The organism is Pigmentiphaga soli (assembly GCF_039541095.1).
GTDB classification, from domain to species: Bacteria; Pseudomonadota; Gammaproteobacteria; order Burkholderiales; family Burkholderiaceae_B; genus Pigmentiphaga; species Pigmentiphaga soli.
In genome coordinates, this window is the sequence record NZ_BAABFO010000002.1 from 147,573 (window position 1) to 165,009 (window position 17,437).

Genomic DNA, 17,437 nt, shown 5'->3' on the forward strand with positions numbered 1-17,437 from the left:
GTCGCCCCTCGAGGGGCGCGCGAAGCGCGTAGGGGTGGGCTTAATACCTCTTAATACCTGTAATGCTCGGGCTTGTACGGGCCTTCGACCGCCACGTGGATGTAGGCGGCCTGGTCCGGACGCAGCGTGGTCAGCGTGGCGCCCAGCTTGCCCAGGTGCAGCCGCGCGACCTTCTCGTCCAGGTGCTTGGGCAGCACGTACACGCGACCCTTCTCGTACTGGTCGTTGCGCGTCCACAGCTCGATCTGCGCGATGGTCTGGTTGGCGAACGACGACGACATGACGAACGACGGGTGGCCGGTGGCGCAGCCCAGGTTCACCAGCCGGCCCTTGGCCAGCAGGATGATGCGGTTGCCCGACGGCAGCACGATGTGGTCGACCTGCGGCTTGATCTCTTCCCACTGGTACTGCGACAGCGAGGCGACGTCGATCTCGTTGTCGAAGTGGCCGATGTTGCAGACGATGGCCTGGTTCTTCATCTTGACCAGGTGATCGTGCGTGATGACATGGTAGTTGCCGGTGGCCGTCACGAAGATGTCGGCCTTGTCGGCGGCGTAGTCCATCGTCACCACCTTGAAGCCTTCCATCGCCGCCTGCAGCGCGCAGATCGGGTCGATCTCGGTCACCCACACCTGGGCGCTGAGCGCGCGCAGGGCCTGCGCGCAGCCCTTGCCGACGTCGCCGTAGCCGGCCACCACGGCGATCTTGCCGGCCACCATCACGTCGGTGGCGCGCTTGATGCCGTCCACCAGCGATTCGCGGCAGCCGTACAGGTTGTCGAACTTGGACTTGGTGACCGAGTCGTTGACGTTGATCGCGGCGAACGCCAGCTCGCCGCGCTTGGACATCTGGTACAGGCGATGCACGCCGGTGGTGGTTTCTTCCGTCACCCCGCGGATCTCGGCCAGGCGGGTGGAGTACCACTTGGGATCGCGCGCCAGCGTGCCGCGGATCGACTCGAACAGCACGGTTTCTTCTTCGCTGCCGGGATTGTCGAGCACCGTCGGGTCGGCCTCGGCGCGCGCGCCCAGGTGCAGCAGCAGCGTGGCGTCGCCGCCGTCGTCGAGGATCATGTTGGCGGGGCTGCCGGCCGGCCATTCGAAGATCTGGTGGGTGTATTCCCAGTACTCGGCCAGCGACTCGCCCTTGACCGCGAACACCGGCGTGCCGGCGGCGGCGATGGCGGCGGCGGCGTGGTCTTGGGTGGAAAAGATGTTGCACGAGGCCCAGCGCACCTGGGCGCCCAGCGCCTGCAGGGTCTCGATCAGCACCGCGGTCTGGATGGTCATGTGCAGGCTGCCGGCGATGCGGGCGCCGCGCAGCGGCCGCACGGCGGCGAATTCCTCGCGGATGGCCATCAGGCCGGGCATTTCGGTTTCGGCGATGCGGATTTCGCGGCGGCCCCAGCCGGCCAGCGAAAGATCGGCGACGCGGCAGTCGGTTTGGGCCTGGGTATCGGGTACAGCGTTCATGGGGACTCCGTCAGGTGTCGTCCCCGGCCGGCCGGGAGGGAGCGCCCGCGCTCACCCCATGCGGCCCGCCGGGAGGCGGGTAATGGGTGAGCGCCGTTGCCGGGACGGCGGCACACGGCCAGCCCGCCCTTCGAGACCTGAGCCTGGCGCGGTGCCGGCTGCCGCCGGCCGCGTCGCAACGCTCCTCAGGTATGCGCCGATTGTAGCCGGTTCGGCGCCGGCCCGGGCAGCGGCCGGGCGCGGCGCCGGCTGCCGCTACGCCGCGTTCTTCTGCGCCGCGCGGCGCAGGAAATCGAGCGTGATGCGCGCGCAGGCGTCCGGGTCGGTGCCGCCGGGATGGTAGCCGTCCACCGGCACCATGGCCAGTTCCGAGCCCGGGATGTCTTTCTGGTATTCCTCGAAATACGCGCGCGGCCGGCGCGGCGTGTCGTTGGCGATGACCAGCGTGGGACACTGGATCTTCGGCAGGTCGGGCCGGATGTCGACCGTGCCCACCCAGCGCAGGTAGGCATGGGCGGTCGACAGCGCGGTGGCGCCCATCATTTCCACCCACCAGTCGATGCCGCGCTCGGGCATCTTCGTTCCCAGCCGTGCCCGCATCGTGCTGCGCGCCCAGCTGCGCATGCCGTGGGCTTGCATGTGCTCGATCCAGCCGGTGCCGTCGGTGGGCAGGATGGGCGTGCAGGCCAGCGTGAGCGTCTTCACCAGGTCGGGCCGCATGCCGGCCAGCTTGACCAGGCTGATGCCGCCACTCTTGGCGCCGATCACGTGCACCGGTTCGCGCGCCAGGTTGTTGATGACGCGCACCAGGTCGTCCACGAACAATTCGTTGGTGTAGGTGAAATCGGCCGGCACCGGACCCGACTGGCCGAAGCCGCGCAGGTCCATCCGGATCACGCGGTAGTGGCGCGCCAGGTGCGGGATCCAGCCATGCCAGGCTTCGGTGGTCTCGGTAAAGCCGTGCACCAGCACGATGGTTTCCGGCCGCGTCCACGGGTCGGTCCAGTCGTCGATCTTGTAGAAAAGCCTGAAGTCGTTCGCGAGTTCAAGGTACGGCATGAGCGTTCTCGATCGGAGGTTGGGGATGCGTGGCGGGACTACTCGGGGCTGATGCCGGCGGCGCGGATCACCTTGCCCCATTTCTCGATGTCGGCATTGACGGTGGCGGCGAATTCCTCCGGCGTGCCGCCACTGGGCTCGGCGCCGTCCTTCATCAGCGCCTGCCGGATCTCGGGCGCGGCCAGCGTCTGCCGGATGATGTCGTTGAGCCGGGCCACCAGGCGCCTGTCCATGCCGCCCGGGCCCATCACGCCGAACCAGCTGCCGACCTCGTAGCCGGGCACGCCGGATTCGGCGATGGTGGGCACCTGGGGCAGCGCCTGCGAGCGGTCTTTGCTGGTGACGCCGAGCGGGATCAGCTTGCCGGCGTTGATGTACGGAATCGCGCCCGGAATGGAAGGGAAGGACATCTGCAGCTGGCCGCCGAGCAGGTCGGTCATGGCCGGGCCCGAGCCCTTGTACGGCACGTGCGTGGCCTTGGTCCGGGTCAGCATTTCCAGCAGCGCGCCCGACAGGTGGCTGGGCGAACCCACGCCCGACGAGCCATAGTTGAGCGCGCCCGGCCGGGCTTTCATCAGCGCCACCAGTTCCTTCACCGAGCGCGCCGGCACCGAGGGGTGGACCACCAGCACGTTGGGCGCGTTGGCGACCATGGCGATCGGGGTGAAGTCTTTGACCGGGTCGTAGGCCAGCTTCTTGTAGATGGCCGGATTGATGGCGAAGCCGGCCGGCGCCATCAGCAGGGTATAGCCGTCGGGCGGCGCCTTGGCGGTCATGTCGGCCGCGATCATCTGGTTGGCGCCGGGCCGGTTGTCGACCACCACCTGCTGGCCCAGCAGCGCGCCCATCTTCTGCGAGATGGCGCGCGCCACCAGGTCGGTGGTGCCGCCGGGGGCCGAGCCCACCAGGAAGCGGATGGGCTTGTTCGGATAATCCTGCTGGGCCGGCGCCGGCCCGGCCGCGGCGGCCGCACAGCCGCCCAACAGTACTGCCGCAATGCGCTTCACGTGCGATGTCATCGTCGCATGTCTCCGTTGTGCGAGACCGTGTGGCAGCATGCCGTCGCTCGGGTCGTCGGCACGGGCTCGGTGGTTGGCAGCGGCACGGCGCCGGACGCGGTTCGCAGCCGGCGCCGCCGTCGACCCGATTACCTAAGGCTGGAACGGCAATTCAGACTCCAGGCCCGTCTCGCGCGCGATGCGCGCCAGGTCGGCCAGCGTGTCCTGCGGCAGCAGGAGGCCGTCGCGCCGGTTGCGCGCGTCGTTGCGGGCCTCGATTTCGCCGGGGTAGAAGATTTCGTCGAAGCCCTTGGCCAGCGGCACCGACTTGATTTCGTCGACGAAGCGCAGCATACGTTCGTTGAAGGTTTCCAGCGGCTGGAAGGCCTTGATGTCGAGCGCGATCATCATGTGGCCGCAGTTGCTTTTCTCGGCCGTCTTGTACGGGCTGTGCACGGCCGACAGGAAGCCGCTGCCGGTCAGCACGCCCGACAGCATGTCGACGATGGTGGCGATCGCATAGCCTTTGTGTCCGGCCATCGGCAGGATGATGCCCTCGATCGCGGCCTGGGCGTCGGTGGTGGGGGCGCCCTCGGCGTCGATGGCCCACCCCTGCGGGATGGGCTCGCGCCGCTGGTGCGCCAGGTAGATCTTGCCGCGCGCCACGCCGGTGTTGGCCATGTCCATCACCAGCGGCGGCCGTTCGCCCACCGGCGCCGCCACCGACCACGGATTGGTGCCGATGATTTTCTTGCGGCCGCCCCACGGCGCCATGGCGGGCCCGCCGTTGCTGGCCAGCAGCCCCACGCAGCCCGCCGCCGCGGCCATCCGCGTGTAGTACATGCAGGTGCCGAAGTGATTGGAATTGCGCACGCCGACCGCGCCGATGCCGTGCGCCCGGGCGCGGCGGATGGCCTCGCGCGTGGCCAGTTCGGTCAGCACGTGGCCGACGCCGTCGTGGCCGTCGATCACCGCGATGGCGCCGGCGTCGACCACGAATTCCGGCGTGGTGGCCGCGTTCATCACGCCGTTGCGCAGGCGATCGAGATACCAGCCCAGGCGCAGCACGCCGTGCGACTGGTGGCCCCACAGGTCGGCCTGGACCAGGGTGTCGGCGATCAGGCGCGCGTCCCGGGCGGGAACGCCGGCGCCGGCGTAGACCGCTTCGGCGAAGGCGAGCAGGCGGGTAGCGTCGACCGGTGTGCTGGAAGTCATCTGTATCTCTTGGGCTGCGAAGAGGGGAAGGCCGCGTATCGGCGTATCGGCGTATCGTATTGCTGTAAGGTAGTATTGTCATCATACAAGTGTGGAAAAGGCGCCGGCAATACGGGCCTTCCCGCGCCTCACCTTAACGCCATACCTCGGCCAGCGCCTGCCGCGCATAGGCCACCACCGGCTCGCCGGCCCGCGCCGCCAGGCAGGCGAAGCACAGCGTGCAGTCCAGCCCCACGCGGTCGGCAATGACCAGGCCGCTGGCCTGGCTTTCCCGGATCGCGATCGAATCGCGCAGCAGGCTCAGCCCGACGCCGGAGCGCACCAGGTCCAGCATCGAGGCTTCGTGGTCCACCAGCGCCACCCGGCGCGGCTCGCCGCCCGCCTGCCGGAACACCGGGGCCAGCAGGCGGTGGTGCACCGAGTCCGCCGGCGTGGACAGCCACGGCAGCGCGGCCAGTTCCTTCCAGTCCTTGCCGCGCACCTGCGGCCCCCAGCCCGCCGGCGCGACCACGCGGTAGGTGAAGCGGCCCAGCGGCGTGAAATGGAAACGGCCGAGGCGGCTGCCGTGCGGCCCGCCGGCGGGATCGGCCACGGCGTCGGGATGGTCGAGGTAGAAGCCGACGTCCAGCTCGCCGCGTCCCACCTGGCCCAGCACGTCGCCGCTCATGCCTTGCCGCAGTTCGGTCTGCACCTGCGGCGCCGATTCCACCAGCCGTTTCAGGAAGGCGCCCAGCCGGATGAATTCCGGGTCGAGGATGGTGCCGATGCGCAGCAGGCCGCGGATCGTGTCGTGCAGGCTGGCCACGGCGCGGTTGAAGTCGCCCAGCGCCGCCAGCGCCCGCTCGGCCTGGGCCAGCAGCGCGGCGCCGTCGGCCGTCAGCGCCAGGCCGCGCGCGCCGCGGGCGAACAGCGCCAGGCCGGTGGCCTCGGCCAGGCCCTTCAACTGCAGGCTGACGGCCGGCTGGCTCAGGCTCAGCCGCTGCGCCGCGCGCGACACGCTGCCTTCACGCGCGACGGCAACGAAGGCGCGCAGGGTCTGCGGGTCGGGAAGCGCCATGATATTTGCGGTTCTTATATGTGGATTTAGGACAATTCATTGGAAAAGCCCGGGCCGACTCGTCAAACTACACGCCAACGACGCAAGCCTGCCATCAGCCAGGCAAATATTGTCGCCGATGTCGGCGCGCAATCCGCCATGGCCGGCAGGCCCGATGACCACGACGCCGCAGGCGCGACAGGAGACGACATGGCACGCCAGGCACCGCCCGGCCCGGACGGCAAGGTTTTCGATTACGTCATCGTGGGCGCCGGCACCGCCGGCAGCCTGCTGGCCAACCGCCTGAGCGCCGACGGCCGCCACCGCGTGCTGCTGCTCGAAGCCGGCACCAGCGACCGCTACCACTGGATCCACATCCCGGTCGGCTACCTGTACTGCATCGGCAACCCGCGCACCGACTGGCTCTACCAGACCGAGCCCGACGCCGGCCTCAACGGCCGCCGCCTGCGCTATCCGCGCGGCAAGGTGCTGGGCGGCTGCTCCAGCATCAACGGCATGATCTACATGCGCGGCCAGGCGCGCGATTATGCGCAGTGGGCGGACCTGACGGGCGACCCGGCATGGAGCTGGGAGCGCTGCCTGCCCTATTTCAAGCTGCACGAAGACCACTATCGCGGCGCCGACGACATGCACGGCGCGCAGACGCGCCGGCCCGAGCCGCCGGAAGAACTGCCCGAGGCATACCGCGCATTGTTCAGGCAAGGCCGCGCCGGCGGCGAATGGCGGGTCGAGAAGCAGCGCCTGCATTGGGATGTGCTGGACGCCTTCGCGCGCGCCATGCAGCAGGCCGGCATCCCCGCCACGCCCGACTTCAACCGCGGCGACAACGAGGGCGTGTCGTACTTCGAGGTCAACCAGAAAGCGGGGCTGCGCTGGAACACGGCGCGGGCCTTCCTGCGCCCGGCCTGCGCGCGCCGCGCCAACTTCACGCTGTGGACCGGCGCCCACGTGGCGCGGCTGCTGTTCGAGAACGGCGCCGACGGCCGCCCGCGCTGCAGCGGCGCCGAGGTCTGGGTGGACGGCCGCAGCGTGGCGGTGGCGGCGCGGCGCGAGGTGATCCTCAGCGCGGGCAGCATCGGCTCGCCGCAGATCCTGCAGTTGTCGGGCATCGGCCCGGGCCCGCTGCTGCAGCGGCACGGCATCGCCGTCGTGCGCGACCTGCCCGGCGTCGGCGCCAACCTGCAGGACCATCTGCAGATCCGCGCGGTGTACAAGGTGCGCAACGTGCGCACGCTCAACCGCCTGGCCGGCAGCCTGGCGGGCAAGGCGATGATCGGCCTGGAATACGCCCTGCGCCGTACCGGGCCGATGAGCATGGCGCCATCGCAGCTGGGCGCCTTCGCCCGCAGTTCGCCCGACCGGCCGCACGCCAACCTGGAATACCACGTGCAGCCGCTGAGCCTGGATGCCTTCGGCGAGCCGCTGCACCGCTTCGACGCCTTCACCGCCAGCGTGTGCAACCTGAACCCCACCAGCCGCGGCACCGTCTCGATCCGGAGCCCCGACTTCCGCGACGCCCCCGCCATCGCGCCCAACTACCTCAGCACCGACGAAGACCGCCGGATCGCCGCCGACTCGCTGCGGCTGACCCGGCGGATCGCCGCGCAGCAGGCCATGGCGCAATACCAGCCCGAGGAATGGAAGCCCGGCCCCCGGTACCAGACCGACGAGGAACTGGCGCGCCTGGCCGGCGACATCGCCACCACCATCTTCCACCCCGTCGGCACCGCCAGGATGGGCGCCGCGCAAGACCCGCAAGCCGTGGTCGATTCACGCCTGCGCGTGCGCGGCATCGACGGCCTGCGCGTGGTCGACGCCTCCGTCATGCCCACCATCACCAGCGGCAACACCAACTCGCCCACCCTGATGATCGCGGAAAAAGCCGCCGGCTGGATCGTGGCCGACGCTTATTGAGACCGTGCTCCCGATCCGGGATGCGGCGGATCCGGCTCCGCCGGTCCGCTCGCATCGTCCCCTGGGGGGCGCGCGAAGCGCGTAGGGGGGAGTCCTCCTTGGCGCTCGGGATCCGCGGCCACCAGCATCCCGACCAACTGCCGCGCGGTGGTGTCCCAGCCATGCGCCAGCGCATATTGCCGGATCGCCCCGCGATCCAGCGCCAGCGCCTCGCGGCAGGCCTGGGCCAGGTCGTCGCGCAGGATGCCGGTCTCGCCCTCCCGGACCACGGCTAGCGGCGCCGGCGAACGGAAGGCGGCCACCGGCGTGCCGCACGCCATCGCCTCCAGCATGACCAGGCCGAAGGTATCGGTCACGCTGGGGAACACGAACACGTCGGCGGCGGCGTAGTAGGGCGCCAGTTCGTCGTGCCGCTTGCGGCCCAGGAAGACCGCGTTCGGATACTTGCGGCGCAGCCTGTCCTCGTCCGGGCCGCCGCCCACGACGACCTTGCTCCCCGGCAGGTCGAGCGACAGGAAGCCATCCAGGTTCTTCTCGCGCGCCAGCCGCCCCACGCTCAGGAAGATCGGCCGCGGCAGCGGCAGCGCGCCGCGGTCGGCCGCGTCGAAACGCTCCGCGTCCACGCCCCGTGTCCACACGTACAGGTTGCGCAGCCCACGCGAGGCCAGCACGTCGCGCACGGTCGGCGTCGGCACCAGCACCTTCTGCGACGGCCGGTGGAACCAGCGCATGACGCGCCACGTGAGCCCCGGCGGAATCCGCATGCGCGCATGCAGGTAGTCGGGAAACATGGTGTGGAACGAGGTGGTGAAGCGCCAGCCCTTGCGCAGCGCCATCCTGCGCGCCGCCCAGCCCAGCGGGCCTTCGGTGGCGATGTGCAGCGCGTCCGGCGCGCGGCCGTCGAGCACGCGCCGCAGGTGGCGGCCCGGCTCGACGCAGAGCCGGACGTCGGGCTCCGACGGCGCCGGCATGGTGCGGCTGCCCTGCGGACTGACCACGATCATCTCGTGGCCCCAGCCCGCCAGGGTCTTCTGCATATAGGTCCAGGTATGGACGACCCCGTTGACCTGGGGATGCCAGGCGTCTGTGACGAGAACGATGCGCATGGGCGGTGCCGGGGTGGGTGGATGCCGCCGTATTTGATGCCGGTAAGATGACATGACAAAGACAGACGCGGCCCGGGCGGCCGCTCGCATGTCGCGGTCGGCCTGTCCCGCCGCGCCTTGCCCGCGGCGTCTTTTCTGCGACGCCTTACCGCCTGCGCGGGTATCCCTGGGCGCGGATGCGCACCCACACCACGCGCTTTTCCTCGTCCGACATCGACACCCAGTTCGCGACCTCAGCGGCCGTCCGCCCGCAGCCGCGGCAGATCTCGTCGAACAGCGTGGAACAAACCGCCACGCAGGGCGAGTCTGCCTGCGCGGCGGGCCGCTGGCGATCGGCCATGGGCGGGATCAGCGGCCGGCGGCGGCGCGCAGCGCGGCGGCCTTGTCGGTGGCTTCCCAGGTGAACTCCGGCTCGGAACGGCCGAAGTGGCCGTAGGCGGCCGACTTGCGGTAGATCGGCCGCAGCAGGTCCAGCATCGCGATGATGCCCTTCGGCCGCAGGTCGAAATGTTCGCGCACCAGTTCGGCCAGCTTGTCGTCGGCGATCACGCCCGTTCCGTAGGTATCGACCGTGATGTTGATCGGCTGCGCCACGCCGATGGCGTAGCTGACCTGGATCTGCGCGCGCGTGGCCAGGCCCGCGGCCACGATGTTCTTGGCCACGTAGCGGGCGGCGTAGGCGGCCGAGCGGTCGACCTTGGACGGATCCTTGCCCGAGAACGCGCCGCCGCCATGCGGGCTGGCGCCGCCGTAGGTGTCGACGATGATCTTGCGGCCGGTCAGCCCGCAGTCGCCCTGCGGGCCGCCGATCACGAAGCGCCCGGTGGGGTTGACCAGGTAGCGCGTCCTGGCCGTGAGCAGGCCTTCCGGGAAGCTTTTCTTGATGATGTCTTCGATCACCGCCTCGCGGATGGTTTCCTGCGAGACCTCGGGCGCGTGCTGGGTCGACAGCACCACGGTGTCGACTTCCACCGGCTTGCCTTCCACGTAGCGGAAGGTGACCTGCGATTTGGCGTCGGGCCGCAGCCACGGCAGGCGGCCGTCCTTGCGCAGTTCGCTCTGGCGCTGCACCAGGCGGTGCGAGTACCAGATCGGCGCGGGCATCAGGTCGGGCGTTTCGGTGCACGCGTAGCCGAACATCAGGCCCTGGTCGCCCGCGCCCTGGTTCAGGTAGTCGTCGGAGGCGCGGTCCACGCCCTGGGCGATGTCGGGCGACTGCTTGTCGTAGGCCACCAGCACCGCGCAGCCCTTGTAGTCGATGCCGTAATCGGTGTTGTCGTAGCCGATGCCGCGGATGGTGTCGCGCGCGACCTGGATGTAGTCGACGTTGGCGCGCGAGGTGATCTCGCCCGCCAGCACCACCAGGCCGGTGTTGCACAGCGTTTCGGCGGCGACCCGCGAGGTGGGATCCTGCGCCAGCAGCGCGTCGAGGATGGCGTCGGAGATCTGGTCGGCGACCTTGTCGGGGTGCCCTTCGGAAACCGATTCCGAGGTGAAGAGGTAGTCGTTGTTGGCCACTCGATAGTCCTTTCATGTGTTGCCGGCGCGCTGGGCGGCCGGCGACCGGATTCCGCGGCGTGTTGCACGGCAGGAGGACCTGGATCGAGCAGCGACGCTTTAGCGGCATTTTGCTGGCGCAGCCGGAGCTGCGCCATGATCGCCCCGCAAGTTGTCGTGTTAACTCGGCGATCGATCCCATTTTAGGGGAAAATCCCGACTTCCGGCAGCCCCGGGCATGAGGGCCTCATGTGTCCCGGCATGCCGTTTCCGTTTCCGCTCTTGGTTTTCGCGCCACCCCAGATGCTTCTCGTCCTTTATCGCCTGCTTGCCTGGCTGCCGCTGTCCTGGCTGCAATGGATCGGCCGCCGCGTGGGCGGCATGGTCTACCGCCTGTCTCCTGCCTACGCCGCACGCCTGCGCGAGAACGCCGCGCGCGCCGGCTATCCCGGCGACGCCTTCGCGCGCCGCGCGGCGGCCGAGGCCGGCGCCAGCGCGCTCGAAGTGCCCTGCGTATGGTTCCGCGCCGAACGCGCGCTGGCACGCTGCCATACCGACGACTGGGGCGTGGTCGAAGCTGCCGTGGCCGAAGGCAAGGGCGTGCTGTTCCTGACGCCGCACCTGGGCTGTTTCGAGGTCACGGCCCGCTACCTGGCGCGCCGCAACGGCGCCATCACCGTTCTGTACCGGCCGCCGCGCAAGGCCTGGCTGGCGCGGCTGGTGGAGACCGCGCGGGCGGCGCCCGGCCTGGCCACTGCGCCGGCCAACCTGAACGGCGTGCGGCAGCTGGTGCGGGCCTTGCGCAAGGGCGAGTCGATCGGCATCCTGCCCGACCAGGTGCCGGGCAACGGCGAAGGCGTGTGGGCGCCGTTCTTCGGCCGCGACGCTTTCACCATCGTGCTGCCCGGCCGGCTGGTGGCGCAGACCGGCGCGCCGGTGGTGCTGACCGCCGGCGAGCGCCTGCCGCATGGGCGCGGCTGGCGCATCCATTACCTGCGGATGCCGGGCGCCTTGCCCGATACGCCGCAGGGGCAGGCGGCGTGGATCAACGCCGGGATGGAAGCGATGATCCGCCGCTGTCCGGAGCAATACCTGTGGGGCTACAACCGCTACAAGGCACCGCCCGGCACGGTGCGCGACGCGACGGCGCCCGAATCGCCATAGCGGGCGGGCCGGACGCCGCGCGGCGCCGGCCGGCCCGAGCCGGAACGCCGCGGCCGGGGTTTAGCGCGGCGCTTCGTGCAGATCCGGCAGCCACTGCGCCGCCGCCCGCCGCGACAGCACCAGCACCAGCCTGATCATCGCCCGCGTGGCGCCCACGAACAGCTTGCGCGCGGCGCGCGCGTCCATCTGCTCGAAGTCGATCTCGGTGAACACCACCGCCGCCGCCGACTGCCCCTTGAAGCGGTACACCGATTCGACCAGCACGTCGCCGGCGGAAAACTCCGGCTTGCCGAACAGGTCGTAGCGGCCGGTGAAGGCGCGCAGCGCGTGCGGCCCGAGCTGCGGCTGGGCCAGCAGCGCCGAATGCTCGCGCCCGTGGAAGGTCACCACCGCGATGTCGGCGCGCTTGAAGCCCGCGGCCAGGCATTGCGAGATCGCGCGCTTGGTGTGGGCGATCATTTCTTCCTCGCCGTCGTACACCATGATTTCCACGCCGCCCGAGGCGATCGGGCCGCGCGGCTCGACCCGCGCGTCGCCGGGCAGCAGGCCTTGCAGCAGCGCCACCACGCTGCGCGGGCTGCGGTAGTTGCCCTCGGCGCGCAGCGCCACCCAGCCCGGCAGTTCCACCGGCGGGCGGTCGTACAGGTTCTGCATCGGGTCTTCCAGCCAGATGGCGCGGGTGCCGGGGCCGCCGGCCGCGTGGCGCAGCACCAGGTCGCGCCAGGCCTGTGGAAAATCCTGCCCCTCGTCGACGATGACGGTGTCGAAGCGCAGCGCGTCGGGCAGGGGCTGCGCTGCGGCGCGTTCGACCAGGCCGTCGAAGGCGCCGGGGCGCGAGAAATCCACCGTCTGGCCGGCCGCCTGCAGCACCCGCTCGCACAGCGTGTGGAAGGTGCAGGCCAGCCCGCCGGCCGGCGCGATGCCGGCGAAGTGGTCGGCCAGCGGGCGGTTGAAGCACACGTACAGCGGACGCCGGCCGGCTTCCAGCGCGGCGCGGTATTCGGCCAGCGCGAGCTGGGTCTTGCCCGAGCCGGCGGTGCCGATCACGCGCAGCCGGAACGGCGCGAATTCGAGCCGGCGCGCCCAGCTCGCCAGCCCGCCGGCGATGCGCGTGACCAGTTCGCGCGCCTGGCCGATCAGCGCGTTGGCGTCGGGCTCCAGCTGCAGCACGTCGTCCAGGAAGCGCCGCACCGATTGCGCGCGCGGATGGCCCGGCGCCGGCGGCAGCGCCAGCTGGATGATGGCGCACAGGCGGTCGCGCTCGCCGGCGTCGACGATGCGCTCGGCGGCGATGCCGGCCGTCTCGGGATGGCGCACCGTGTAGTCGGGGCAGTAGAACAGGTACTCGACGCGCACGTTCTCAAGCTGCGGGCGCTTGACCAGCCGGCCGCGCAGCGTGGCCACCTGGCGGCCGATGCGCGCCGGCACGTTGACCACGCGGTCGGGGTATTTCTTGCACAGGCCGTCGGGGGTTTCGTCGAGGAAGCCGCTCTGCTGTTCGACCAGCAGCAGGTCGCCGGCGGCGTTGACGATGGCGAAGTCGATGTCGCCGTAGATCGAGAAGCCGTGTTCGATATTGGTCCAATGCACGGCGTGGTAGACGGTGTAGCCGTCGGGCAGGCCGCGCGCCAGCAGCGCCAGGGTTTCGATCTGCCGCCGGGCGGCGCCGGCGGCGCTGACTTCGCGCCAGCCGTCGGGAACGATGCGGGCCATGATGCGTTCGCGCCAAAGATGAACTGTGACGCACGCAGGATACCGCGTCGCGCCGGCCCCGGCGCGCAAATGCGATAATCCGCGCATGAACTGGCACTTCACCAAAATGCACGGCGCCGGCAACGATTTCGTCGTTCTCGACGGCGTCCGGCAGAGCATCCATCTCACCGCCGAGCGCGCGCGCAAGCTCGCCCACCGGCAGTTCGGCATCGGCGCCGACCAGATCCTGCTGGTCGAGCCCGCCACGCGGGCCGATGCCGATTTCCGCTATCGCATCTTCAATGCCGACGGCGGCGAGGTCGAACACTGCGGCAACGGCGCGCGCTGCTTCGTGCGCTTCGTCCGCGAGAAAGGCCTGACCGACCGCAACCCGGTGCGGGCCGAGATCTGCACCGGCATCATCGTGCTGACCGAACGCGACGACGGCGAGGTCAGCGTCGACATGGGCCGCACCAGCTTCGAGCCGGCCGCGGTGCCGTTCGACAGCGCCGGCCTGGCGCCGCGCCGCGAAGGGCAGGACGACCTGTGGCCGCTCGACGTGTCGGGCGGCAGCGGCCCCGAACGCATCGTGTGGGTGTCGGTGGTGGGCATTTCGAATCCGCACGCGGTACAGGTCGTGGACGACGTCGACGCCGCCCCGGTGGCCTCGGTCGGCCCGCGCGTCGAAAGCCATCCGCGCTTCCCGCGGCGCGTCAACGCCGGCTTCATGCAGGTGGTGGACCGCCACCGCATCCGGCTGCGCGTGTACGAGCGCGGCTCGGGCGAAACGCTGGCCTGCGGCACCGGCGCCTGCGCGGCGGTGGCCGCCGGCATCCGCCGCGGCCTGCTCGATTCGCCGGTGGCGGTGCAGACGCGCGGCGGCGTGCTGACCATTGCCTGGGACGGCGAACAGCTGCTGATGACCGGGCCGGCCGTCACGGTGTTCGAAGGCTGCGTCGACGTCGATCGCCTGCTGGGGTAGCGGTCTGCGCGCTGCATTGCGCCCGCATGCGGGCTTTTGATGGATTACTGGAAATGGATGCCAACCAAGACATGGACGCCAACGCCGTTGCGCAGTATCTGCGCGATCATCCCGACTTCTTCGACCAGCACGCCGACCTGTTCACCTCGATGCGCGTGCCGCATCCGCACGAAGGGCGGGCGATCTCGCTGTCGGAACGGCAGGTGCTGACGCTGCGCGAAAAGGTGCGTCTGATGGAGCTGCGGGTGGCCGAGCTGGTGCGCGCCGCGGCCGAGAACGAGCACATTTCCGATCGCCTGCTGCTGTGGTGCCGCGGCCTGTTGAAGGCGCGCGCGGCGGCCGGCCTGCCGGACGCGGTCGCCGGCGGCCTGGCCGAGGTCTTCAGCGTGCCGCTGGTGGCGCTGCGCATCTGGGCGCCGTGCGAAGGCGTGGCCGGCGAGCCCTGGCAGGCCGACGTGTCGGCCGACGCCAAGGCCTTCGCCGACAATCTCACGGCGCCGTACTGCGGCCCCAACACCGGTTTCGAGGCCGCCGGCTGGCTGGATGGCGAGGCGCGCTCGATCGCCCTGATCGCGCTGCGCGTGGGCGCCGCGCCGCAGGCCTTCGGGCTGCTGGCGCTGGCTTCGGCCGACGCCGACCGCTTCACGCCGTCGATGGGCACCGCCTTCCTGTCGCGCATCGGCGAATTGGCAAGCGCGTCGTTGTCGCGCTTGTTGGGGTGAGCCCACCCCCTACGCGCTTCGCGCGCCCCCTCAAGGGGGCGATGCGGGCGGACCGGCGGAGCCGGATCCGTCGCATCCTGGATGGGGAGGCGCTGGCGAAGGTGCGTGGCGTCGTGGAAAACCAAGAGGAATTGCGCCGTGGCTGAGCCGTTTGCATCGTCGCCGCCGCCCGCGGTGGCCCAGTGGCTGGAGTACCTGCGCGGATCGCGCCGCTATTCGGGCCATACCCTCGAAGCCTATCGCCGCGACCTCGCGCGGCTGGTCGAACTGGCCGGCCCGCTGCCGCTGGAAAACCTGTCGCCGGGCCATGTGCGCCGCTTTCTCGGCCAGCTGCATGCGCGCGGGCTGGGGCCGCGCACGCTGGCGCGCACGGTGGCCGGCTGGCGCGGCTTCTACCAGTGGTGGGCGCCGCGCGCCGGGCTGGCGGCCAATCCGGTGGCGGGGCTGAGGCCGCCGAAGGCGCCGCGCGGCCTGCCCAAGGCGCTGTCGGTGGAGCAGGCCCAGGCGCTGCTCGAACACGAGCCCGTGGCGGCCGACGACGGCCCGCAAGCGCGCGCGGTGCTGGCGCGCGACCGCGCGATGTTCGAGCTGTTCTATTCGAGCGGATTGCGGCTGTCCGAGCTGACCGGGCTCGACGCCGGCTACGCGCGCGAGCCGGGCTACGAATCGGCCGGCTGGCTCGACCTGGAGCAGGCCGAGGTATCGGTGCTGGGCAAGGGCGGCAAGCGGCGCACGGTGCCGGTCGGCAGCCAGGCCGCCGATGCCCTGCGCGCCTGGCTGGCGGAGCGGCCGGCGCTGGCGCGGCCCGGGCTCGACCCGCATGCGCTGTTCCTCGGCCGGCGTGGCCGGCGCATCGCGCCGCGCGTGGTGCAGGAGCGGCTGGCCGCATGGGCCAAGGCCTCCGGCGTGCCGGCCCACGTGCATCCGCACGTCTTGCGCCACAGCTTCGCCAGCCACGTGCTGCAGTCGGCCGAAGACCTGCGCGCGGTACAGGAAATGCTGGGCCATGCCAGCATTTCCACCACCCAGATCTATACCCGGCTGGACTTCCAGCACCTGGCCAAGGTCTACGACAAGGCCCATCCGCGCGCCGCGCGGGTGGGGAGCGCGCCGGCCGGCGCCGACGACGAACAGGACAAGCATGATTGACGTGGTTCTGCGGCCCGGCAAGGAGAAATCCCTGCTGCGCCGCCATCCCTGGGTCTATGCCACCGCGGTGGCGCAGGCAACCGGCAATCCGCAGCCGGGCGACACCGTCCGGGTGGTCGACGCCCAGGGCCGCTTCCTGGCCTGGGGCGCCTTCAGCCCGGCCTCGCAGATCCGGGTGCGCTGCTGGAGCTTCGACCCCGAGGCCCGCATCGACGAGGCCTGGATGGCCGCGCGGGTGGCCGACGCGGTGGGCCGCCGGCGCACGCTGGCTTCCCGCACCGACGGCGTGCGGCTGGTATTCGGCGAGGCCGACGCGCTGCCGGGCTTCGTGGCCGACCGCTATGCCGGCCAGCTGGTGGTCCAGTTCCTGGCCGCCGGCGTGGAGCGCTGGCGCGACGCGCTGGTCGACGCCCTGGCGGCCGCCACCGGCTGCGGCCGGGTCTACGAACGCTCCGACGCCGCGGTGCGCGAGCGCGAAGGCCTGGCGCCGCGCACCGGCGCCCTGCGCGGCCCGGCGCCCGAGGCCGGGGTGGAGATCGTGGAAGACGGCGTGCGCTACGGGGTGGACGTGATCGGCGGCCACAAGACCGGCTTCTACCTCGACCAGCGCGAAAGCCGCCGCCGCGTGGCCGAACTGGCGGCCGCCATCGGCCCGTCGGCCACCGTGCTGAACTGCTTCTCGTACACCGGCGGCTTTTCGCTGGCGGCACTGCGCGCCGGCGCCGCCCATGCCATTTCGGTCGATTCCTCGGCCGACGCGCTGCAGGCCGCGGCCCGCAACGCCGAACGCAACGGCATCCCGGCCACCGCCTTCGAATGCCGCGTCGCCAAGGTGGCCGACGCCCAGCGCGCGCTGGCCGCCGAAGGGCGCCGGTTCGACATCGTGGTGCTGGACCCGCCCAAGTTCGCGCCCTCGGCCCAGCATGTGGAGCGCGCCGCGCGCGCCTACAAGGACGTCAACCTCAAGGGCATGCAGCTGGTTCGCCCTGGCGGCTACCTGCTGACCTTCTCGTGCTCGGGGGCCGTCGATCCGGTCCTGTTCCAGAAGATCGTGGCCGGCGCGGCGATCGACTCGCGGCTGGATTTCGTCCTGCTGGACCGGCTGGGCGCCGGCATCGACCATCCGGTGCGGATGACCCATCCGGAGGGGGAATACCTGAAGGGGCTGCTGCTGCAGCGGGTCTGAGGAGGGGGGGCGGAGTCCTTCCGGCGCGCTGGCAGCGGCTTTTCGCGCCGCGGACGTTACAGAATGGCCCTGCGGCCTTGAATTCCCCTCCTTTGGACACATATCCAACGCCTGCCGGCGGCATTTCGTGTTACACCGTTCGCTGCTTTTTGAGCCCACCCCCGCGCGGCCTTCGGCCGCATCCCCTCAAGGGGGCGGCGCTGGCGGACCGGCGGAGCCGGATC

At 70.8% G+C, this 17,437-nt stretch carries 15 protein-coding genes and 1 riboswitch; of the genes, 6 read left to right on the plus strand and 9 right to left on the minus strand.

Features of this window, described 5'->3' with window-relative positions; all coding sequences use genetic code 11:
* Positions 1–50: 50 nt before the first annotated feature.
* The 5 genes from ahcY to ABD927_RS03105 form a co-directional block, all read right to left on the minus strand.
* Positions 51–1,472: an adenosylhomocysteinase gene (gene ahcY / locus ABD927_RS03085; RefSeq protein ID WP_345246213.1), complete on the minus strand. Its 1,422-nt coding sequence runs from the start codon at positions 1,470–1,472 to the stop codon at positions 51–53.
* A gap of 81 nt (positions 1,473–1,553) precedes the next feature.
* Positions 1,554–1,665, minus strand: a riboswitch (S-adenosyl-L-homocysteine riboswitch).
* Between the two features lie 62 nt (positions 1,666–1,727).
* On the minus strand, positions 1,728–2,531 hold the full coding sequence (locus tag ABD927_RS03090) for an alpha/beta fold hydrolase (protein WP_345246215.1): 804 nt from the start codon (positions 2,529–2,531) through the stop codon (positions 1,728–1,730).
* 38 nt (positions 2,532–2,569) lie between these two features.
* Positions 2,570–3,550 (minus strand): tripartite tricarboxylate transporter substrate binding protein, encoded by a 981-nt coding sequence (locus ABD927_RS03095; protein ID WP_345246216.1) that lies wholly within the window; start codon positions 3,548–3,550, stop codon positions 2,570–2,572.
* 132 nt (positions 3,551–3,682) lie between these two features.
* Positions 3,683–4,744 carry an Ldh family oxidoreductase gene (locus ABD927_RS03100; protein ID WP_345246218.1) on the minus strand — a complete coding sequence of 354 codons (1,062 nt, stop codon included), beginning with the start codon at positions 4,742–4,744 and terminating at the stop codon, positions 3,683–3,685.
* Between the two features lie 133 nt (positions 4,745–4,877).
* Entirely contained in the window at positions 4,878–5,801 is a 924-nt protein-coding gene (locus tag ABD927_RS03105; protein ID WP_345246220.1) for a LysR family transcriptional regulator, read from the minus strand.
* Between the two features lie 189 nt (positions 5,802–5,990).
* Between ABD927_RS03105 and ABD927_RS03110 the strand changes: the two genes are divergently transcribed.
* Entirely contained in the window at positions 5,991–7,715 is a 1,725-nt protein-coding gene (locus ABD927_RS03110) for a GMC family oxidoreductase (protein WP_345246222.1), read from the plus strand.
* On the opposite strand, the gene ABD927_RS03115 is transcribed toward ABD927_RS03110, so the two are convergent.
* The 3 genes from ABD927_RS03115 to metK all read right to left on the minus strand — a co-directional run bounded on the left by ABD927_RS03115 (position 7,709) and on the right by metK (position 10,339).
* The gene (locus tag ABD927_RS03115; RefSeq protein WP_345246224.1) at positions 7,709–8,821 is read right to left on the minus strand and encodes a glycosyltransferase family 4 protein; all 1,113 of its coding nucleotides are present in this window, start codon (positions 8,819–8,821) and stop codon (positions 7,709–7,711) included. The two genes, ABD927_RS03110 and ABD927_RS03115, sit on opposite strands and share 7 nt — an antisense overlap.
* A 145-nt stretch (positions 8,822–8,966) precedes the next feature.
* Positions 8,967–9,161: a DUF1289 domain-containing protein gene (locus ABD927_RS03120; protein WP_345246226.1), complete on the minus strand. Its 195-nt coding sequence runs from the start codon at positions 9,159–9,161 to the stop codon at positions 8,967–8,969.
* An 8-nt stretch (positions 9,162–9,169) separates the two neighbouring features.
* Complete coding sequence (metK, locus tag ABD927_RS03125; protein ID WP_345246228.1) at positions 9,170–10,339, minus strand: methionine adenosyltransferase; 1,170 nt, start codon at positions 10,337–10,339, stop codon at positions 9,170–9,172.
* 282 nt (positions 10,340–10,621) lie between these two features.
* On the opposite strand from metK, the gene ABD927_RS03130 reads away from it, so the two are divergent.
* Entirely contained in the window at positions 10,622–11,482 is an 861-nt protein-coding gene (locus ABD927_RS03130) for a lysophospholipid acyltransferase family protein (protein WP_345246230.1), read from the plus strand.
* Between the two features lie 60 nt (positions 11,483–11,542).
* Here ABD927_RS03130 and ABD927_RS03135 read toward each other — a convergent pair whose 3' ends face one another.
* Positions 11,543–13,195: a DEAD/DEAH box helicase gene (locus ABD927_RS03135; protein ID WP_345246232.1), complete on the minus strand. Its 1,653-nt coding sequence runs from the start codon at positions 13,193–13,195 to the stop codon at positions 11,543–11,545.
* Positions 13,196–13,280: 85 nt separating this feature from the next.
* Between ABD927_RS03135 and dapF the strand changes: the two genes are divergently transcribed.
* From dapF to ABD927_RS03155, 4 genes are all read left to right on the plus strand, one after another.
* Positions 13,281–14,156 (plus strand): diaminopimelate epimerase, encoded by an 876-nt coding sequence (dapF, locus tag ABD927_RS03140; RefSeq protein WP_345246234.1) that lies wholly within the window; start codon positions 13,281–13,283, stop codon positions 14,154–14,156.
* A 53-nt stretch (positions 14,157–14,209) separates the two neighbouring features.
* On the plus strand, positions 14,210–14,878 hold the full coding sequence (locus ABD927_RS03145) for a DUF484 family protein (RefSeq protein WP_345246236.1): 669 nt from the start codon (positions 14,210–14,212) through the stop codon (positions 14,876–14,878).
* An 81-nt stretch (positions 14,879–14,959) separates the two neighbouring features.
* Positions 14,960–16,027, plus strand: coding sequence for a tyrosine recombinase XerC (xerC, locus tag ABD927_RS03150; protein WP_425570159.1), 1,068 nt, complete (start codon positions 14,960–14,962; stop codon positions 16,025–16,027).
* Positions 16,020–17,213: a class I SAM-dependent rRNA methyltransferase gene (locus ABD927_RS03155; protein ID WP_345246240.1), complete on the plus strand. Its 1,194-nt coding sequence runs from the start codon at positions 16,020–16,022 to the stop codon at positions 17,211–17,213. The genes xerC and ABD927_RS03155 overlap by 8 nt, the downstream gene beginning before the upstream one ends.
* Positions 17,214–17,437 lie beyond the last annotated feature (224 nt).

Coding starts and splice junctions, on each gene's coding strand:
- ABD927_RS03145 (WP_345246236.1), top strand. CDS start 14,210: ATGGATGCCAACCAAGACATGGACGCCAACGCCGTTGCGCAGTATCTG.
- ABD927_RS03120 (WP_345246226.1), bottom strand. CDS start 9,161: ATGGCCGATCGCCAGCGGCCCGCCGCGCAGGCAGACTCGCCCTGCGTG.
- ABD927_RS03130 (WP_345246230.1), top strand. CDS start 10,622: ATGCTTCTCGTCCTTTATCGCCTGCTTGCCTGGCTGCCGCTGTCCTGG.
- ABD927_RS03110 (WP_345246222.1), top strand. CDS start 5,991: ATGGCACGCCAGGCACCGCCCGGCCCGGACGGCAAGGTTTTCGATTAC.
- ABD927_RS03090 (WP_345246215.1), bottom strand. CDS start 2,531: ATGCCGTACCTTGAACTCGCGAACGACTTCAGGCTTTTCTACAAGATC.
- ABD927_RS03100 (WP_345246218.1), bottom strand. CDS start 4,744: ATGACTTCCAGCACACCGGTCGACGCTACCCGCCTGCTCGCCTTCGCC.
- dapF (WP_345246234.1), top strand. CDS start 13,281: ATGAACTGGCACTTCACCAAAATGCACGGCGCCGGCAACGATTTCGTC.
- ABD927_RS03115 (WP_345246224.1), bottom strand. CDS start 8,821: ATGCGCATCGTTCTCGTCACAGACGCCTGGCATCCCCAGGTCAACGGG.
- ahcY (WP_345246213.1), bottom strand. CDS start 1,472: ATGAACGCTGTACCCGATACCCAGGCCCAAACCGACTGCCGCGTCGCC.
- ABD927_RS03135 (WP_345246232.1), bottom strand. CDS start 13,195: ATGGCCCGCATCGTTCCCGACGGCTGGCGCGAAGTCAGCGCCGCCGGC.
- ABD927_RS03095 (WP_345246216.1), bottom strand. CDS start 3,550: ATGACATCGCACGTGAAGCGCATTGCGGCAGTACTGTTGGGCGGCTGT.
- ABD927_RS03155 (WP_345246240.1), top strand. CDS start 16,020: ATGATTGACGTGGTTCTGCGGCCCGGCAAGGAGAAATCCCTGCTGCGC.
- xerC (WP_425570159.1), top strand. CDS start 14,960: ATGGGGAGGCGCTGGCGAAGGTGCGTGGCGTCGTGGAAAACCAAGAGG.
- ABD927_RS03105 (WP_345246220.1), bottom strand. CDS start 5,801: ATGGCGCTTCCCGACCCGCAGACCCTGCGCGCCTTCGTTGCCGTCGCG.